The sequence below is a fragment of the Dokdonia pacifica genome (assembly GCF_900188275.1).
Lineage (GTDB): Bacteria > Bacteroidota > Bacteroidia > Flavobacteriales > Flavobacteriaceae > Dokdonia > Dokdonia pacifica.
The window spans coordinates 952395-969147 of the sequence record NZ_FZNY01000001.1 but is presented as its reverse complement, the minus strand read 5'-3'; the positions used below and the strand labels follow the sequence as shown (position 1 = coordinate 969147).

Sequence of the window (16753 nt, the reverse complement as noted above, 5' to 3'; positions counted from 1 at the left end):
TCGTACGTCGATAAACTCAGTATAAACTTCAGCGATGCTGAAAGCGTAAAAATAAAAAAACCGTTCTAAAACAGAACGGTTTCTATAATTTTTAAACACATACCGTATTAGCAATGCTCATCAAAAGCATCGATAAGATTTTCTGCAATCATCTCTGCTGGACGTCCTTCAATATGGTGACGCTCTAGCATATGAACAAGTTCTCCATCTTTAAATAATGCCATAGAAGGACTAGAAGGAGGAAACGGAACCATAAAACTACGAGCAAGATCTGTTGCTTCGGCATCTACACCTGCAAATACAGTATAAATATTATCAGGCTTTTTTCCATTGTGTATAGCATGTACTGCTGCTGGGCGTGCATTACGAGCGGCACAACCACAAACAGAATTTACAACCATAAGAGTTGTTCCTTCTTTTTTCATAGCTGCGTGTACGTCGTCTGTTGTATGTAATTCGGTGAAGCCATTATTGGTAAGGTGTTCACGCATTGGTTTTACTAAATCTGCTGGATACATAATCAATTTATTTTGAGTACAAAGGTACAAAAAGTGTACCTCAAATGACAGTCAGTAATTTTGGCAGTTTATGACATTATATTGAATACACTATTCTTAAAAAATATTCGTAACAATACAAACAATCTAGCGTCATATATACTAGAACCCTTACTTTTGTGGTTCTCTAGACATAAGAAATTATAAATGATTAAATATTTAGGCGCTATTATTGGATTTTCTATACGTGGAATATTTGGCGCTATAGCGGGTTATTTGCTAGGAAGTGCAGCCGATAGCATATTCTTTCCTAAAAAAGAAGGACAGCCACGCAAAGGTTTTAGAGACGTCTTTGACCAAGCCACTAGAGATACAGTATCTCCAGGTGATTTTGAATTAAACTTACTCTCACTGGCCTCTATTGTAATTAAGGCCGATGGTACTGTGAGCCAAACAGAATTAGATTATGCACGTCAGTATTTTGTAAGAGCATATGGTAAAGAGCGTGCTAATGCTACATTTAGGACCTTTAATGATGTGATAAAAAAACGAGAAATCTCTGCCGCTCGTATCTGTCAGTATTTAAATATGCGTACACGTTACGAAGTACGATTACAGATTTTACATTTCTTATTCGGAATCGCTCAAGCCGATGGTAAAGTAAGCGAACCTGAAGTAAATATCATGTCAGAAATTGCAGGCTACTTTAGAGTAAACCATCAAGATTTTGAAAGTATCAAAGCGATGTTCTTTAAAAATGCCGATAGCGCGTATAAAATTTTAGAGATCCAAAAAGATGCAACCAATGATGAGGTGAAGAAAGCGTTTCGTACCATGGCAAAAAAATACCATCCAGACAAACTACAACATATGGATGAAGCCTATCGTAAAGGCGCCGAAGATAAATTTAGAAAAGTACAGGAGGCTTACGAAACTATTCAGAAGGAACGCGGGATGTAACTTATAACCTAAACAACCTACTAAAAACCGCCTTGATAAACTCCTTTTTCGGTAAGCTCCAGATAATCTGTAACTCCTCTTTAAAAGTCGTCTCATCATCCAGAAACCTAAAAATACGATCGGTAGGATTGTTTTTAAACATTTCGCCAAATATAGGAGCGCCCAAATGATTTTTACGGTATAATACATCTACCAGTAAAAGATCATACCACCAGAAACGTGTGCGTTTTGAAAATGCACGTAAGTCTTTCCCTGTTTTTAGAAAATCAACAAGGATCGCTGTCTTTTTTAGGGTATGTTTAAAGGTAAATCCTGTACTTGCTTTGGTCCATCCTCCAGCACTGCCTATATGAATAATTCGTTTGGAATTATGCTTATCAAAACGATAGGAAGACATAGGAATATCTCCTTGTTCTTTTGCTTCAATGCTATATTGCAATATGCCTTTATTGGATAAATATTTTTGAATTGCCGTTTCATATTCGGTATCTTCAAGAAGCTCTTTAGAAAACAAGGTATATTCAAACAAGGCCTCTGTAGGTGAAGTAGGTAACACATACATAAATCGGCAATTTCCTTTTTGTGGCACTGTAAAATCCATAAAAGTGGCAACCTCAGGATCAAAAACAGGTGTTTCTGTCCTGATAAACCATCCAATAAAATGTTGCTTTAAATACTGATGTTGGGACTGTTTTTCTAAGGTGGTTAGTTGTAGAAAACTATTGCATACACGATCTGCAGTGAGTGTTTGCTGTGTGGTAGTCACCGTTACCTTGCCTGTATGTTCTTGTATATCAGTAACGTGTTCCTGTAAAAATGAAATATGCGGTTTAGTGGCTAGGTACGCTTTCGCGAAAGCGTAAAAATCTGCACCTTCAATTTTTTTATAGGTATACGGTTGTATTGCAATCTCATCAGAAAATACAGGACTTTTAAATCCGATGATAGGCCAGCGATGCGAAACGGTATCTTCAAAAATATCAGGTTGCGACTCCCAGAAACACCAAGTGCGATCATTTTCTTCCTTTGCCGACTGATCAATAATAAGAATAGATTTTGTGTCAAAAAACGAATCTTGCGCCATCCGATAGGCCAAAGTAAGTCCAGAAAGACCGCCTCCAAGAATGATATAATCGTAATGCGTTTGCACAAGACGAAGTTACGTAAATTCCCTCACCCTTAAATCCCCTCTCCCAAAAGGAGAAGGGACTTTAATTTGGATTTAAAAATAAATATCCTGCGCTAACCGAAAGGTATTCGCATGTGCCTCAATAATAGTTTTAATTTCAGGAGAATAACCACCTCCCATACTACATTGTACAGGGATTTGAAGATCATGACACGTCTGCAATACATACCGATCACGTGCTGCACATCCTTCTAGACTACACCCAAGTTTTCCTAATTTATCACTAGTGAGTATATCTACACCACTTAAGTAAAAAATAAAGTCAGGTTGTTCTTGTGCAATGAGTTTTGGTAAGATGTCTTTTAGCGTGGCTAAGTATAGGGCATCTTGCGTATCTGTCTCTAAAGCAATATCTAGATCGGATGTTTCTTTTTTAAACGGGTAGTTGGCTTTTCCATGCATAGAAAATGTAAACACGCTAGGATCATTCTGAAAAATCTCAGCAGTGCCATTGCCTTGATGTACGTCTAAGTCTACCATGAGTATCTTATTTGCAAGTCCGTTTGCTTGTAAATAACGAGCTCCTATGGCTTGGTCATTAAGCATACAGAACGCCTCTCCATGATTTGTATAGGCATGATGGGTGCCTCCTGCAATATTCATTGCAATTCCATGTTCAATAGCATATACACAACCTTCTATAGTGCCTTGTGCAATGATGAGTTCGCGTTCTACCAATTCTTTTGAAAGTGGAAACCCTATTTTCCGAGCCTCACGACGTTCTATGTTTAATGCTTTTAGATTGGTAAGATATTCTTGTGTATGGCATCGCAATACATGTACATCTTCTATGGGTGTAGGCTCAAAAAAATTAGCTTCCGTACAAGTACCTTCATAGATAAGTTGTCGAGGTAACAAATCATACTTTGCCATAGGAAACCGATGCCCATCTGGTAAATGATGTTTATAGATAGAATGATAGGCTATTTTAAGCACTCACTAGAATTTAAAAAAGTTAAGCTTATTGTTTTTGGCACTCACAGCACCCCAAATATAAGCGTCATTAAATTTAAATACTGTTTGTATCACTGTAGGAGGCGTTTCTTGTGTAAAATCGCTAATATTATCAAAAACATTTAAAGGGATTTCTGCATTTACTACAAATTGGAAATTGCTATCTAATACCATTTGAAAACGAGCACTCTTCGTATAAGAATAGGCATTGTATTGATAATAGGTAGCATTTGCAATACCAGATATAATCCCTCCAGCGACAGCACCTGCGAGACCCCCGCCATAGATAAAGAACGTAGGACCCGTTTGTGCGATTTCTTTAGTTGCTCCTAAGGTAATGATGTATCGATCGTTTTCTTTAAAAACAGCAATGGCAGGATTTGAAGAAGCTACTTTACGTAAAAACTTAGAGGTCTTTTCTAGTTCGCGATACGATTTAAATTCTCCTCCTTCCTGAATAATTGGCGTATTTTTAAAACCAATAGGAGTTCCTTTTTGAGCAGAGAAAGAAGCAATATTTTCGTTAGAATCTAGGTTGTAAATAGAAAAATCCATCTCATCAGAAGAGATTTTTAAAACAAAAAGCTTGTCTTCAAAAATAAATGAATTTGATTTAGAACTCAGTAATTTATTATCAAACGTAGGTTTTGGAATGGCTTTATATGTAGACGTATTTGTGTCTAAATTAAACTGTAAATAATGCGTTTTTTTCTTAGAAGCATCTATGGTAAGTGTGATGAGATGTTCCTCTTGATAAAACTTAGTTCTCGACTTTGAGGACTCTAAGGCGATAGGCGATTCACTATCTATAATATCGGCTCTTTTGGTAAAAGTTTCATGTAGTAAGCGATCTAAATTTGGCATACTACGCCTGCCCTCACTAAAATCTGCATCATCAAAAGGGAATTCTTGTGTCGTTACAGTTCCGTCTGATGCTAATGCCGCTACTTCAAAAATAGACGTATCCCGTTTAAGCGTAAATACATACTGCTTATTATTATAGAGCAATGATTCTAGGATACGACCTTTACTTATTTCTAATTTGGTTTCCTGAAGATTAAAAGATCTATTCTTAAAATTTAGAGTTAGAATCGCCCACTTTTTTTTATTTAATGTAGATAAGTACAACGTATAGGTGTCATTATCATTATAGATATAACCACCTATGTTTGGATATTTTTTGACAAAGTTGGGAAAAGAAAACCCTTCTGCTCTCTCATTACCCATCTCGTCAAAATTGTATACAGATACTTGTTTTTTATCTTCAATAAAGATTAGAAAATGATTTTCTTCCTCAAAACTAGCAGCAAATACCTGCGTGGGTTTTTTACTCTTTTTTAAATAATGGTCAAAGCTTAAAAATGGCTCTTGCGAGATACCCGTATAAGAGACTAAAAATAAAAGTAATAGGATAACAATTCTCATGTATTAAATTTTATTTATGTAATTTCAATTGGATTCGCTTTCGCGAAATATCAACCTCGAGTACCTTTACGATAATTTGTTGTTGTAAACTCACATGTGCCGACACATCAGATACAAATCCATCGGCGAGGTTTGAAATGTGTATCAATCCACTTTCTTTAATGCCTATATCCACAAAGCATCCAAAGTTGGTGATATTATTTACAATTCCAGGAAGTAATTGTCCTGCCTGGACATCTTCTATGGTTCTGATATTTTGATTGAAGGTAAATACTTTTGCTTTCTCCCGGATATCCAAACCTGGTTTTTCAAGCTCAGTAATGATATCTGTAAGCGTAGGCATTCCAACCTCTTCGGTTACATATTTCTGAAGGTCAATGCCTTTTAAAAGGGTGCTATTTCCAATCATTTCTGAAATAGAAATCTGTTGGTCTTTTGCAATTTGTTGTACGAGTTTGTAACGTTCCGGATGCACAGAAGAATCATCCAGTGGATTTTCTGCATCTTTAATTCTTAGAAATCCTGCGGCTTGCTCAAAGGCTTTACCACCTAGACGAGGTACTTTTTTGATAGTAATTCTGGTTGTAAATGAGCCCTCGCTTTCGCGAAAGCGTATAATACCTTCTGCCAATTTAGGTCCAATACCCGATACATAACTCAATAAGGGAGCACTTGCGGTATTGATATTAACTCCTACACGATTTACACAATTCTCTACCACACGATCTAAGCTATTCTTTAGGGCTGTTTGATCAACATCATGTTGATATTGACCCACACCAATAGATTTGGCATCAATCTTTACAAGTTCTGCAAGAGGATCTGCCAGACGTCTTCCTATAGAAACCGCACCACGTACGGTCACATCATAATTTGGGAATTCATCTCTGGCAATCTTAGATGCCGAGTAAATCGAAGCACCCGCTTCACTCACGACAAATACCTGCATCTCATTTTTAAAATGAATCCGTTTGATAAGGCGTTCGGTTTCGCGAGAAGCCGTTCCGTTTCCAATGGCAATGGCTTCAATTTTGTAGGCATCAGTAAGCGAACTTATTTTTTTAATAGCTCCTTTGTCATCGTTTTTTGGAGCATGTGGATAGATGGTCTCATTATGTAATAGTTTACCCTGTGCATCTAGACAAACTACTTTACACCCTGTTCTAAACCCAGGGTCAATGGCTAGGATGCGTTTTTCACCCAAAGGGGCACCTAGTAAGAGTTGTTGTAGGTTTTTAGCAAATACCTGAATAGCGGTTTCATCGGCTTTCTTTTTAGCCTCAGATAAGGCCTCATTGGATAGCGATGGGAGTAACAAACGCTTGTACGCATCTTTGATTGCGAGTGTTATCTGTGCAGCACAATCATTATGTGATCGAATAATTTTGCGTTCTATTTTTTCTAGTACACGTTCATCATCAATGGTAATTTTAACGCGAATATAACCTTCTGTTTCTGCTCGTAAAATAGCTAATAACCGATGCGAAGGGCACCTGCTTAAGGATTCTGACCAATTAAAATAGTCTCTAAATTTTTGAGCTTTTTCGTCTGTTTCTTTTGCTTTAACGACCTTTGTTTCAATCATTGCAAAACGCTCTAATTGATAGCGTATACCTGATCGTATATCTGATCGTTCATTGATCCACTCGGCAATAATATGGCGAGCGCCTTCTAAAGCATCTTCGGCAGCGGGAACCTCATTGGTTGTATACCGATGTGCCAATCCTTCTAGGTCACGAGCATTCTGACTCATGATCATCTTTGCCAGTGGTTCTAGTCCATTTTTACGAGCGGTTTCTGCTTTGGTTTTACGCTTTTTCTTATAAGGAAGGTAGATGTCTTCTACCGTAGTAAGGTCTTGTGCTGTATTGAGTTTAGAACGTAATTCGTCGGTTAAAACACCTTGTTCTTCTAAGGATTTAAAGATAGCTGTTTTCCGTTTTTCAAGGGTTTCAAACTGCTCCTTATATGTAATAATTTGTCCAATTTCTACTTCGTCTAGATTTCCGGTAGCTTCTTTACGATAGCGAGCTATAAAAGGAAGGGTGCAATCTTCGGCAAGTAATTTTAAGGTATTTTTTATACCTGATTCGGGAAGTTGGGTGTGTTTTTGAATATAGTGTAACAAAGACTCTTTTTTTACTTGGGTGTATTGATTCAAAAATAACTAAAAATAGTGGGGTGTATGGTTACTTTAAGAAAGGTTTTCGACGTAAACAAGATATAGTTTTGTCTGTTCGAGCCTTTCGTCATAGCTCAAGACAGGCTAAAGTCGAGAACATAACTTTAAGAATAATAATTAACTCATAATAAACATGTTTGTTCATTTTCTTTGCTCGTCCAAAGAAAACAGAACCAAAAGAAAAGACGCTTTTTCTTAGGTATTTTTTCGCTTAAAGCGAAAAACCACAAGGAGTTTTTCCATCGCTACTCCTCGCCTAAAGCTCACACTTTGTCGTTTCCAAGGCTTCAAAAATTTTTAACGAAAACTCCTTGTTATACTGGAGAAAAAGAACCTAATTTTTTTAATAAGTTGTAAAGAATAATTAAGTGTCCTTCAAAAGTGTAATATTTTTAACCACAAATAAGGGCTATTTCACCACAAACGCATTATATAATACGTTTACGCGATGAAAAGAAAATATGTTTGTATGGAATCAATACGAAACATACTATGAGAAAAATAGCTCTTATCCTTTTCCTTATCTGTTTACAATCCTGTCATTATGGTCGTATGATCCGATATTATAAAGCCGATATAGATGATCATAAAATATTCCCATATACCGAAGTGAATACGGGAGAAAACACCTTTTACTTTAAAGATGGGAGTAACACCGATGCTGCTAGAAAAATGGATTCGCTTACATTTTCGGTAAAAGGAGAACGGTATGTGATGGATCAGGTATTAGATGAATATTCAGAAACGACAGCTTTTTTAGTGATAAAAGACGATGCAATTGTGTTTGAGAAGTATTATGAAGGGTATAAACGAGATTCGATTTCTAATATCTTTTCGGTATCCAAATCAGTAACATCTCTTTTAGTAGGCATTGCATTGGAAGAAGGAAAGCTAGAAAGTGTGCAAGATCCGATTACTAAATATATTCCTGAACTCAATGAAGCTGATCCAAAATTTAAAAGACTCACATTAGAACATCTGCTTGATATGCGTGCAGGATTGGAATTTGATGAAACATATAGTAGTCCGTTTGATGAGGTAAGTCGATTGTATTATGGGAAGAAGCAATTGAAGCAAATTTCTGCTATGGAATTTAACTATGAACCAGGGACGCATCATGAGTATCAAAGTGTGTGTACGACCTTACTTGGTATTGCGGTAGAACGTGTTACCGAGATGCAACTGGGGAAATACCTAGAAGCCAAACTATGGATTCCTTTAGAAATGGAAAACCCAGCAACATGGAGTTATGATGATGAGAAGAATAAAAACACCAAAGCGTTTTGTTGTTTGAATACTACCGCTATTGACCTGGCGAAGATTGCACGTCTCATGATTCATAAAGGGGAATATAAAGGCAAGCAAATAGTGCCAAAAGCATGGGTAGAAAAATTAATAACGCCTAACAAAGGAAATGACTGTTATCAATACCAATGGTACAGCAAAGATTGTGGCGATGATTTTTATGCACTTGGTATTTTAGGACAACAAGTATATGTGTCACCCAGTGAAGATCTCATCATTGTACGTCTTGGAAAATCATGGACGAGTAACAATGTGTTTATCTCTCGAATTAAGGAGGTGTTACAGGGTTAGAATTTAAGTAAAGTATACTTTTGTTCTTTAGTATTCCAAAAACTAAAATACGTTGTACCATTATGTATAAATACATCTTCTGCGGTGTCCCATTTTAGCTCATCTTGAAACTCTTTTATACGATCAAAAATATTGTCTTGAAATTCTTTGTCTTTAATATGATTAAAATCAGTATCGAATAAACCATTTACGTACACTGCTTTTGAAAATCCATAACCACCGTACGATGAAAACGCTGGGTTATATGCAGGAATAAATACAGAACCACCATTAGGAACAGCTATAGTTGTTCCTCCAACAGGGCCGACAGGACCGCCAACATAACCGCCGCCACTATTTATAACGGCATGGCTTCCTAGTGTGATTTGATACTGTAGATTTTCTTGATGAATAGAAACCCCTATGTTTCCACTAGTAATTTTTCGTAAGAACTGTTTAGTAGTATTAAGTTCTCTTTTTTTATTTCTGTAAGCAGACCCGTGTTGAATGATTGGTGAATTTTTAAATTCAATACTATCTTCCTGAGCAACATAATATTCTTTTAAGATAGTATTATCAAAATTCTTTATTTGAAAAATCATTTCATCACGAGAACTTGCTATATGAAAGAAGTTTTCACCATGAATAAAAGAATTGAAATTTTTGAACTCATCAATTTTTCCTTTAGGATATGAAAATGTTTCCGTTGTTAATTCTAAACTTGAAAGGTCAAGTGTATTGAGTATAGTATATGACTCTTCATCTTCAAAAGTGATATATACCTTATCTTTTTGATGATAGAGTTTATTCTCTTTTGAGGCACGTTCTATTCTATTAGGAACACGATTGTCTATTTTGGTTATACCACCTCTAGTGTTAGCCCCAAAAATATCAAATCTAAAACCACTGTTTAATAATTTTTGCTCTTCATCATCAGGATCTAATTGGAATGTTGCAATTTTTTTGAAAGTGAAATTAGGAGTAAACTCTCTTAATATAAGTGCATTACTTTTTGTTGCACTCATCATAATCATTCTATTCTCAAAATGGATTGTTTCGAGGTATTTTTCACCATCAAAGGTAAAATCAATTTCGTTAGATACGATTTCACCTGTTTTAAGATCTATAGAAACATATCCAAATTTTTTTCTAGAATCAGTTCCATAAACTAAAGTGTATGTAGTTTCATCTGTAATACTGTATCCTATAGTTTCTTTATAACGTCTCTTTAATCGAATTCCGGAAGCTTCCCCTATTTTTTCAAAATTTGCATTGTATAAATATCCAGCAATCTTATCTTTTTGTCCTATGACGATCGCAAGGTTATTTGTCTTTTCGTCTGATAATGAGTAATTCTCAACATTTCTAATTTGTCTTTTAAAATCTAAATTTTGAAAATTTAGAACAGATTCTTGACTGTATATAGTTGAACTTATACAGATGAATAGACAATAAAAAAGTGATTTCATAAATGAGGATAGTTATTGATTTTCAAGCATCTTTTTTTGTAGAGGATACCTATAATGGTTATCTCATATGTATGTATATCGATTCTATTGTTACAAAATGAGCTTAATTAATCGTCTCCCCATTCTTCACTCCGTCTGTATCAGGATTTAAGAATACGAGTTTTCCATTGGTGTCTTCCGTCATTAGGATCATTCCTTGACTCTCTACTCCACGTAAAGCACGCGGCGCTAGATTTACCAATACGGTTACTTTTTTACCTATAATTTCTTCGGCAGTAAAACTTTCGGCGATTCCAGAAACAATGGTACGTGTATCAATGCCCGTATCTACGGTAAGCTTCATCAGCTTTTTGGTTTTTGGAACTTTTTCGGCTTCTATAATAGTCCCCACACGCATATCGATTTTTGTAAAATCATCAAAACCAATAGTGTCTTTTTGAGGCTCGGCAACAGCATTTTCGGCTTCATTGGTTTTTTTGCTAGCTTCTAATTTATCTAACTGCTTTTGGATATCGGCGTCTTCTATTTTAGTAAATAAAAGAGGTGCTTTTTCAATGATTCTATGTCCAGAAGGTAGTAAACCCTCTCTGCCATTCGGCATCTCTCCCAGAGGGAGAGAAATATCGTTCCATGATAAACTATCTAAAATTTCTGTATTAAGAATGGTCTTTAATTTCTTAGAGGTAAATGGTAAAAACGGTTCAGAAAGCACAGAAAGTGCTGTAGCAATTTGAAGGGCTACATACATAACTGTTTTGGTACGTTCTTCATCAGTTTTAATCGTTTTCCATGGCTCTGCATCAGCTAAGTACTTATTTCCTAGTCGTGCAAGGTTCATGAGGCTGTTTTGGCTTTCGCGAAAGCGGTATTTTTCTACGCTACTTCCTATCACAGCTGGATACGCACGTACTTCTTCTAATGTTTTAAGATCAACGTCAGTAAACATACTAGGTGTAGGCACCTCTCCATCATAATATTTTTTTGTAAGGACAGCAACACGGTTAATGAAATTTCCAAAAATAGCTACGAGTTCGCTATTGTTACGTTGTTGAAAATCCTTCCATGTAAAGTCATTGTCTTTTCCTTCGGGAGCATTGGCTGTTAATACATAACGCAATACATCTTGCTTCTCAGGAAAATCTTCTAAATATTCGTGTAACCAAACGGCCCAGTTTTTTGAGGTAGAAAGCTTGTTGCCTTCTAGATTTAAAAACTCATTAGCAGGTACATTGTCTGGTAAGATATAATCACCATGTCCTTTTAACATCGCAGGGAAAATAATACAGTGAAATACAATATTATCCTTCCCAATAAAGTGAAGGAGTTTGGTATTTTCATCTTTCCAATACGGTTCCCAGTCTTTTCCTTCTCGTGCTGCCCATTCTTTGGTGGCAGATATATAACCGATAGGGGCGTCAAACCACACATAAAGTACTTTTCCATCTGCTCCTTCTACAGGCACAGGAATTCCCCAATCCAGATCACGGGTAACCGCACGAGGGCGTAATCCATCATCAATCCATGATTTACATTGCCCATATACATTAGATTTCCAATCTTTTTTATGTCCTTTTAAGATCCATTCTTTAAAGAACGCATCGTATTGATCTAATGGTAAAAACCAGTGTTTAGTTTCTTTAAGTGTAGGAACAGCTCCTGTAATAGCACTTTTAGGATTGATTAAATCGGTAGCATTATGAGATGTCCCACAGTTTTCACACTGATCTCCATAGGCTTCTTCAAACCCACATTTCGGACAGGTTCCTGTCACAAAACGATCAGCAAGAAATTGGTTTGCTTCTGCATCATAGAGTTGGGCATTGGTTTCTTCTAGAAACTTCCCTTTCTCATACATCGTCTTAAAAAAATCGGATGCTGTTTCATGATGAATAGGTGCAGAGGTACGCGAGTAATTATCAAAGGTGATTCCAAAATCAAGGAACGATTGCTTGATAATTGCGTGATATTTATCTACTACATCTTGAGGAGTAATGCCTTCTTTTTTGGCTTTAATTGTAATAGGAACGCCATGTTCATCACTTCCACATACAAAAGCTACATCGGCTCCTTGCATACGTAAATAACGCGCATAAATATCGGCAGGGACATAAACTCCTGCAAGGTGACCTATATGAATGGGACCGTTTGTATACGGTAAAGCAGCTGTAATAGTGTATCTTTGCGACATCTGTGTAATTTAAAGGCACAAAAATAAGAAAACAAACGACTACCAAAGCATCTTACGCCACAAATGAGTTCTTCATCTACCTACATACCAAAATCATTTCCGCTGATACGTTTATGTAGTGTTGAGTATAAGAGTCTATATGTTGTTTTTTATTTGAACCCTCCAGAGGGTTTTAGGTCACATATCTCAGGCTAGCTTTTAGATTATTCCCAAAATTTTAATTTTTTGTTCCCCAGCCCTGAAGGGAGCAAAAAATACTGTGTACTATATTTTTACAAACGGAATATATGTTACATTTCATTTTTTAATGACTGGAAAAAGGGTACGCTTTCGCGAAAGCGTATAAAACTATCGCACCAAAATAGATTTACTATAACTTTTTCCATTAAAGGATATACGATAGATGTATTGCCCAGTTCGTAAACGTGTACGCACAGATTGTTTTACATTAATACGTTGCGGTCCTTCCAAGCTAAATTCATCTTTTAATTTACCAACTTCTTGGCCTAGTAAATTAAATAATGAAACCGTAACTCTTGCTGTGGTTGGCATGGTGTATTCAATAAATGTTTGATCACCTTGATAGGTAGCCAAGTGCAAGAAACCTGCTGTATTTGTAACATCATTAATACCTAATGCTTCGCAGTTAAAGCCTAGGTCTAAGGCTTCATACGTTTGTCCAAATAAGATTTGATCTACTAGATTTTCATCAATACAGAGCCATTGTTTTAACACCGTAGAATACACCTGTCTAAAATCGGTAGTAAATGCAGGGTTTCCTGTTGAATCGGGATCTTGAATATCAGGATGTGTTCCTACAAATCCTTGATCATTAAGACCATCACCAAACATAAGAATGGGAGAAGCGGTTCCGTGATCTGTTCCGTTAGAACCATTTTCTTCAATACGACGTCCAAATTCTGAAATGGTCATAGAAAGTACCTTCTCTCCCATTCCTGTGCTATTAAGATCGTCATAAAAATTCTTTACAGAGTTAGAGAGGTCACTTAATAGGTTGCCGTGTCGTTCTAATTGATTAGCATGGGTATCGAAACTTCCAATAGTCACTAGATACACTTGTGTGCCTAGTCCACCTTTAATCATTCTGGCAACAATAGCGAGTTGTCTTGCTAGTTGCCCTTGACCATATTCTACAGCATTAGAAGCGCTTTCATAAGCTTCATTAATGGTCGCAGCATATGTAAAAGAGGTATTAATAGCACCACGCATAAAACCTAGTTGATCTCCAAACGTACAGTCTGGAATATTAACGACATCATGTAGTACACCATTTTCTGCAATATCCTCCAGTTGTTCTGGATTAGCTACAGAAAAGGCATATTTTGCATCTTCGCCATCAAAAATTAAATTTCCACTACTTCCTATTTGAATAGCGGGTGGTATCTCTGGTGGATTGATTAGAAAATCAGGAAATAAATCTTCAAAATAACGTCCAAAAACACCGGTGTCATCTACCACATCTGGTTGTGCAGAAGCCCAGATGTCAGAGCCTCTAAAATGAGAAAGACTTGAATCTGGATATCCTACCCCATGTACTACTTTCATTTGTCCATCTCCCCATAATGATTGTAAAGGATCCATAGAAGGGGGAATTCCAAAATCTGAAGATAGGTTGTATAATTCGTTTTCTTGATAGCGTATGGTAGGACGACTTTGTGCATAAAAGTCATAATCATAAATTGGGACAATGGTATTTAAACCATCATTCCCTCCTTTAAGACGGATGAGTACTAAAATACGATCGCTATCAGAATTTGCAAGTGCGGTAGTTAGTCGTGAAGGTGCAGCGGCAGATAAATTGGCTCCGCCTACCATGATAGACCCTGTTCCTACAAGCCCAAGGGTTTGCATAAAGGAGCGTCTACTCCACGTACTGTGTTCTTCATCATGATGATGATCTGTGATTTTTGCAGAAGGGCCTTTATATAACTTTTGCCCTTTCTTTTGTGCTTTGTTTTTTGAATTGTGGTCGTGATTACACATAATACAGGCTATTTAAGTTGAAATTCAGGCATTCTACTCATATGAAACATCAGAAGTAAGACTTGGTACGGGGCAGATTCCCAACCCAAGTTCCAGATCCCATCGTCATAATAATTATCTGGAATTTCCCACCTAAAAACAGTGGTGGCAATATCATAATCTGTTTCCGTATGAAGTGGTCTAGAAATGAAGAAATCTACAATAGATTGTGTAATAATTGCAGGATCATTACTGTCTCCAGAGATATTAATAGCAAAATTCCGAAACTGCTCTTGATCTACATTCCAAAAATTGTATAATAAAATCCTAATACCTTCCCATCTACCAGCCAATGTACTGCTGTTAATCCAGTCACGATTACGTTGCCATCCTGCTACATCTGGGGGTTGGAAGATGTCTTGTCCCGTAATGTCATTAAGATAGATGATGAAATTCGTAAATTGATTGTCGGTATTATCAAACTGTAATCCAATTTCTCGTACAAAAGTAGTTGTAAGATCATAAGGACTTTTGATGATATGCCCTATCGCATCAACATCATAAAAATGTTCACTCTTGAATAATTGTTCTAATACGGGTTCGATTTCAAAATCATTGGCAAGAAATGTCGTAGCCATAGCATCTACAATACCTTGATTGGTATCAGGGCTTACAAAAAAGTTATAGAGTTTTTCGCATATAAATGGAGCAATTAAATCGGCTTTTTGTTCAAAAAGAATATCAATGACCTGATCATACCCCCAAGGTCCTTCTTGCTCAAAAATTGTCTTTACAGAGTCATCAAACGTAGAATTGTCAAATACAATTGGGTTTCCAACAACACCATCACCAAAATGATTATATCCAGTAAGAGCTCTTGATGTCTCTTCAATATCGGTTTGTGTATACCCATTATTGACCCCTAATGTAAAAAGCTCATACAACTCGCGAGCATAGTTTTCATTAGGACTATTGTTTGTGTTTTCAAATCCATTTAAGAAAAGTAACATCGCAGAAGACTTCCCTACAGCTCTTACAAAATCTCTAAAATTGCCTAATGCATGTGTATGCATTAAGTCCCAATATTGATATAAATAGGGAGCATAAAAATAAACTTCTAGTTGTGTCACAAAGTGATTAAACCAGAAGAAGGCTAAACGATCTTTTAAATTTCCATTAATGAAAGCAATAGAGGTTTGCACATACCACTCATTAATCTGACTGTTGTTTTCGTCATTAAAATCTGTATAGTTATTTAGATTCCAAAACCCCCATTCTGGTTGTGGTGGGTTGGGTTTATCCATAGCTTCCTGAATAAGCGTGTCTATGAGTTCGCTAGGAGTACTCAGAATACCAATATTTAATGTAGCATCGGTAGCACCATAGTCTAGCCGTCTATACACGTGTTTTACCTTTTGGATATCCCAAGGATTGGTATCTGTAGGTACATAAGGAGTAATGGAAGCAAGGTTACAAGAAGTAAGAATTTCCATAATGGTAGGGTTTGGTTATACTAAAAGTATGTAAATCATTATAAATAAACAATTTGTTAACTTTTGACATTAAAAAAACGAAAAGGTTTAATTGTTTATTATATTGAGACGAGTAAAACAAAAATATGGTTACACCTCCTGCATTAATATACGGAGATAATAAAGATTTGGATGTTTAGAAGCTCCTGTTTGTTGTATTTACTTTACTTCTAAATCAATTTTATTAGTTCTATATCGATATGCTCTCTTTAGTACCATCTGAAGGATACATATGCTCTAGTTTTTGCAAGTTATTTTTTGAAGAATTAAGTAATACAGCGATTTGTTCTTCTTTTATGAATTCCTCTTTTTTATCAATCCAGGCAGGTGAATTTAAAACTATCTCTTTTGCTTCTATAAAAGAGCATTGCTTATTATTTGAAACATATATAATGCATTCCACAATTCCTAGCTTCAATAGTTTAAGTCCCATTAATGCACTATATATTTCTTGCGTTGTCTTTCCTTTATTTTTTTTAGCAAGTTTTTCTATTTGTTGTGTAGTCATTGTTATAATTCAATAAGTAATTTGCTAACCTTTGACTACTGAAAAGTAAAAAGGTTTAATATTTTGAGATAAATAATTATGAAGAAAAATAAGGTTACATCTTTTAAATAGTAAAAATTTGGATGCTTGTAAGATTCTTTGCTGTATTTACTAAAGTAAATGAAAAAAAATGGGATGGAAACTGGAAATTGGGATGGTGATTTCCTAAGTGATACAAGAAGTGACCATACCTTTTGGTTGGGTGATGATGGTGGTGATATGAATGGTAAGAGGATATGGCTTTAAAAACTA

General features: G+C 36.0%; 13 protein-coding genes. 3 read left to right on the top strand and 10 right to left on the bottom strand.

Translation table 11 applies throughout. The features are described from left to right. Positions 1–107: 107 nt before the first annotated feature. Positions 108–518 carry a BrxA/BrxB family bacilliredoxin gene (locus tag CHB80_RS04325; RefSeq protein ID WP_089370192.1) on the bottom strand — a complete coding sequence of 137 codons (411 nt, stop codon included), beginning with the start codon at positions 516–518 and terminating at the stop codon, positions 108–110. 186 nt (positions 519–704) lie between these two features. Between CHB80_RS04325 and CHB80_RS04320 the strand changes: the two genes are divergently transcribed. After that, entirely contained in the window at positions 705–1457 is a 753-nt protein-coding gene (locus CHB80_RS04320) for a TerB family tellurite resistance protein (protein WP_089370191.1), read from the top strand. Between the two features lies 1 nt (position 1458). Here CHB80_RS04320 and CHB80_RS04315 read toward each other — a convergent pair whose 3' ends face one another. The 4 genes from CHB80_RS04315 to CHB80_RS04300 all read right to left on the bottom strand — a co-directional run bounded on the left by CHB80_RS04315 (position 1459) and on the right by CHB80_RS04300 (position 7153). Then, a complete protein-coding gene (locus CHB80_RS04315) occupies positions 1459–2607 on the bottom strand; it encodes a lycopene cyclase family protein (RefSeq protein WP_089370190.1) in 1149 nt (382 codons plus the stop codon). Positions 2608–2679: 72 nt separating this feature from the next. Next, positions 2680–3582, bottom strand: coding sequence for a histone deacetylase family protein (locus CHB80_RS04310; protein ID WP_089370189.1), 903 nt, complete (start codon positions 3580–3582; stop codon positions 2680–2682). A 3-nt stretch (positions 3583–3585) separates the two neighbouring features. Then, positions 3586–5025: a hypothetical protein gene (locus CHB80_RS04305; protein ID WP_089370188.1), complete on the bottom strand. Its 1440-nt coding sequence runs from the start codon at positions 5023–5025 to the stop codon at positions 3586–3588. A 10-nt stretch (positions 5026–5035) separates the two neighbouring features. Then, complete coding sequence (locus CHB80_RS04300) at positions 5036–7153, bottom strand: Tex family protein (RefSeq protein WP_089370187.1); 2118 nt, start codon at positions 7151–7153, stop codon at positions 5036–5038. Between the two features lie 546 nt (positions 7154–7699). Here CHB80_RS04300 and CHB80_RS04295 point away from each other — a divergent pair. Next, positions 7700–8803 (top strand): serine hydrolase domain-containing protein, encoded by a 1104-nt coding sequence (locus CHB80_RS04295; protein WP_089370186.1) that lies wholly within the window; start codon positions 7700–7702, stop codon positions 8801–8803. Here the strand turns inward: CHB80_RS04295 and CHB80_RS04290 are convergent. From CHB80_RS04290 to CHB80_RS04270, 5 genes are all read right to left on the bottom strand, one after another. Beyond that, on the bottom strand, positions 8800–10251 hold the full coding sequence (locus CHB80_RS04290; RefSeq protein ID WP_089370185.1) for a hypothetical protein: 1452 nt from the start codon (positions 10249–10251) through the stop codon (positions 8800–8802). The genes CHB80_RS04295 and CHB80_RS04290 overlap by 4 nt on opposite strands. Before the next feature lie 103 nt (positions 10252–10354). Next, on the bottom strand, positions 10355–12439 hold the full coding sequence (gene metG, locus CHB80_RS04285; protein WP_089370184.1) for a methionine--tRNA ligase: 2085 nt from the start codon (positions 12437–12439) through the stop codon (positions 10355–10357). Positions 12440–12787: 348 nt separating this feature from the next. Further along, positions 12788–14443 carry a DUF1501 domain-containing protein gene (locus CHB80_RS04280; RefSeq protein WP_089370183.1) on the bottom strand — a complete coding sequence of 552 codons (1656 nt, stop codon included), beginning with the start codon at positions 14441–14443 and terminating at the stop codon, positions 12788–12790. A gap of 8 nt (positions 14444–14451) precedes the next feature. Next, positions 14452–15915 (bottom strand): DUF1800 domain-containing protein, encoded by a 1464-nt coding sequence (locus tag CHB80_RS04275; RefSeq protein WP_089370182.1) that lies wholly within the window; start codon positions 15913–15915, stop codon positions 14452–14454. A 229-nt stretch (positions 15916–16144) separates the two neighbouring features. Beyond that, entirely contained in the window at positions 16145–16462 is a 318-nt protein-coding gene (locus CHB80_RS04270) for a hypothetical protein (RefSeq protein ID WP_089370181.1), read from the bottom strand. A 159-nt stretch (positions 16463–16621) separates the two neighbouring features. Here CHB80_RS04270 and CHB80_RS24995 point away from each other — a divergent pair, with 159 nt between their 5' ends. Beyond that, positions 16622–16747 (top strand): hypothetical protein, encoded by a 126-nt coding sequence (locus CHB80_RS24995; RefSeq protein WP_262486170.1) that lies wholly within the window; start codon positions 16622–16624, stop codon positions 16745–16747. Positions 16748–16753 lie beyond the last annotated feature (6 nt).

Bases quoted from the DNA above. Each gene is read 5' to 3' on its own strand.
- CHB80_RS04325 (WP_089370192.1), bottom strand. From the start codon at position 518: ATGTATCCAGCAGATTTAGTAAAACCAATGCGTGAACACCTTACCAAT.
- CHB80_RS04320 (WP_089370191.1), top strand. From the start codon at position 705: ATGATTAAATATTTAGGCGCTATTATTGGATTTTCTATACGTGGAATA.
- CHB80_RS04305 (WP_089370188.1), bottom strand. From the start codon at position 5,025: ATGAGAATTGTTATCCTATTACTTTTATTTTTAGTCTCTTATACGGGT.
- CHB80_RS04295 (WP_089370186.1), top strand. From the start codon at position 7,700: ATGAGAAAAATAGCTCTTATCCTTTTCCTTATCTGTTTACAATCCTGT.
- CHB80_RS04290 (WP_089370185.1), bottom strand. From the start codon at position 10,251: ATGAAATCACTTTTTTATTGTCTATTCATCTGTATAAGTTCAACTATA.
- metG (WP_089370184.1), bottom strand. From the start codon at position 12,439: ATGTCGCAAAGATACACTATTACAGCTGCTTTACCGTATACAAACGGT.
- CHB80_RS04280 (WP_089370183.1), bottom strand. From the start codon at position 14,443: ATGTGTAATCACGACCACAATTCAAAAAACAAAGCACAAAAGAAAGGG.
- CHB80_RS04275 (WP_089370182.1), bottom strand. From the start codon at position 15,915: ATGGAAATTCTTACTTCTTGTAACCTTGCTTCCATTACTCCTTATGTA.
- CHB80_RS04270 (WP_089370181.1), bottom strand. From the start codon at position 16,462: ATGACTACACAACAAATAGAAAAACTTGCTAAAAAAAATAAAGGAAAG.
- CHB80_RS24995 (WP_262486170.1), top strand. From the start codon at position 16,622: ATGAAAAAAAATGGGATGGAAACTGGAAATTGGGATGGTGATTTCCTA.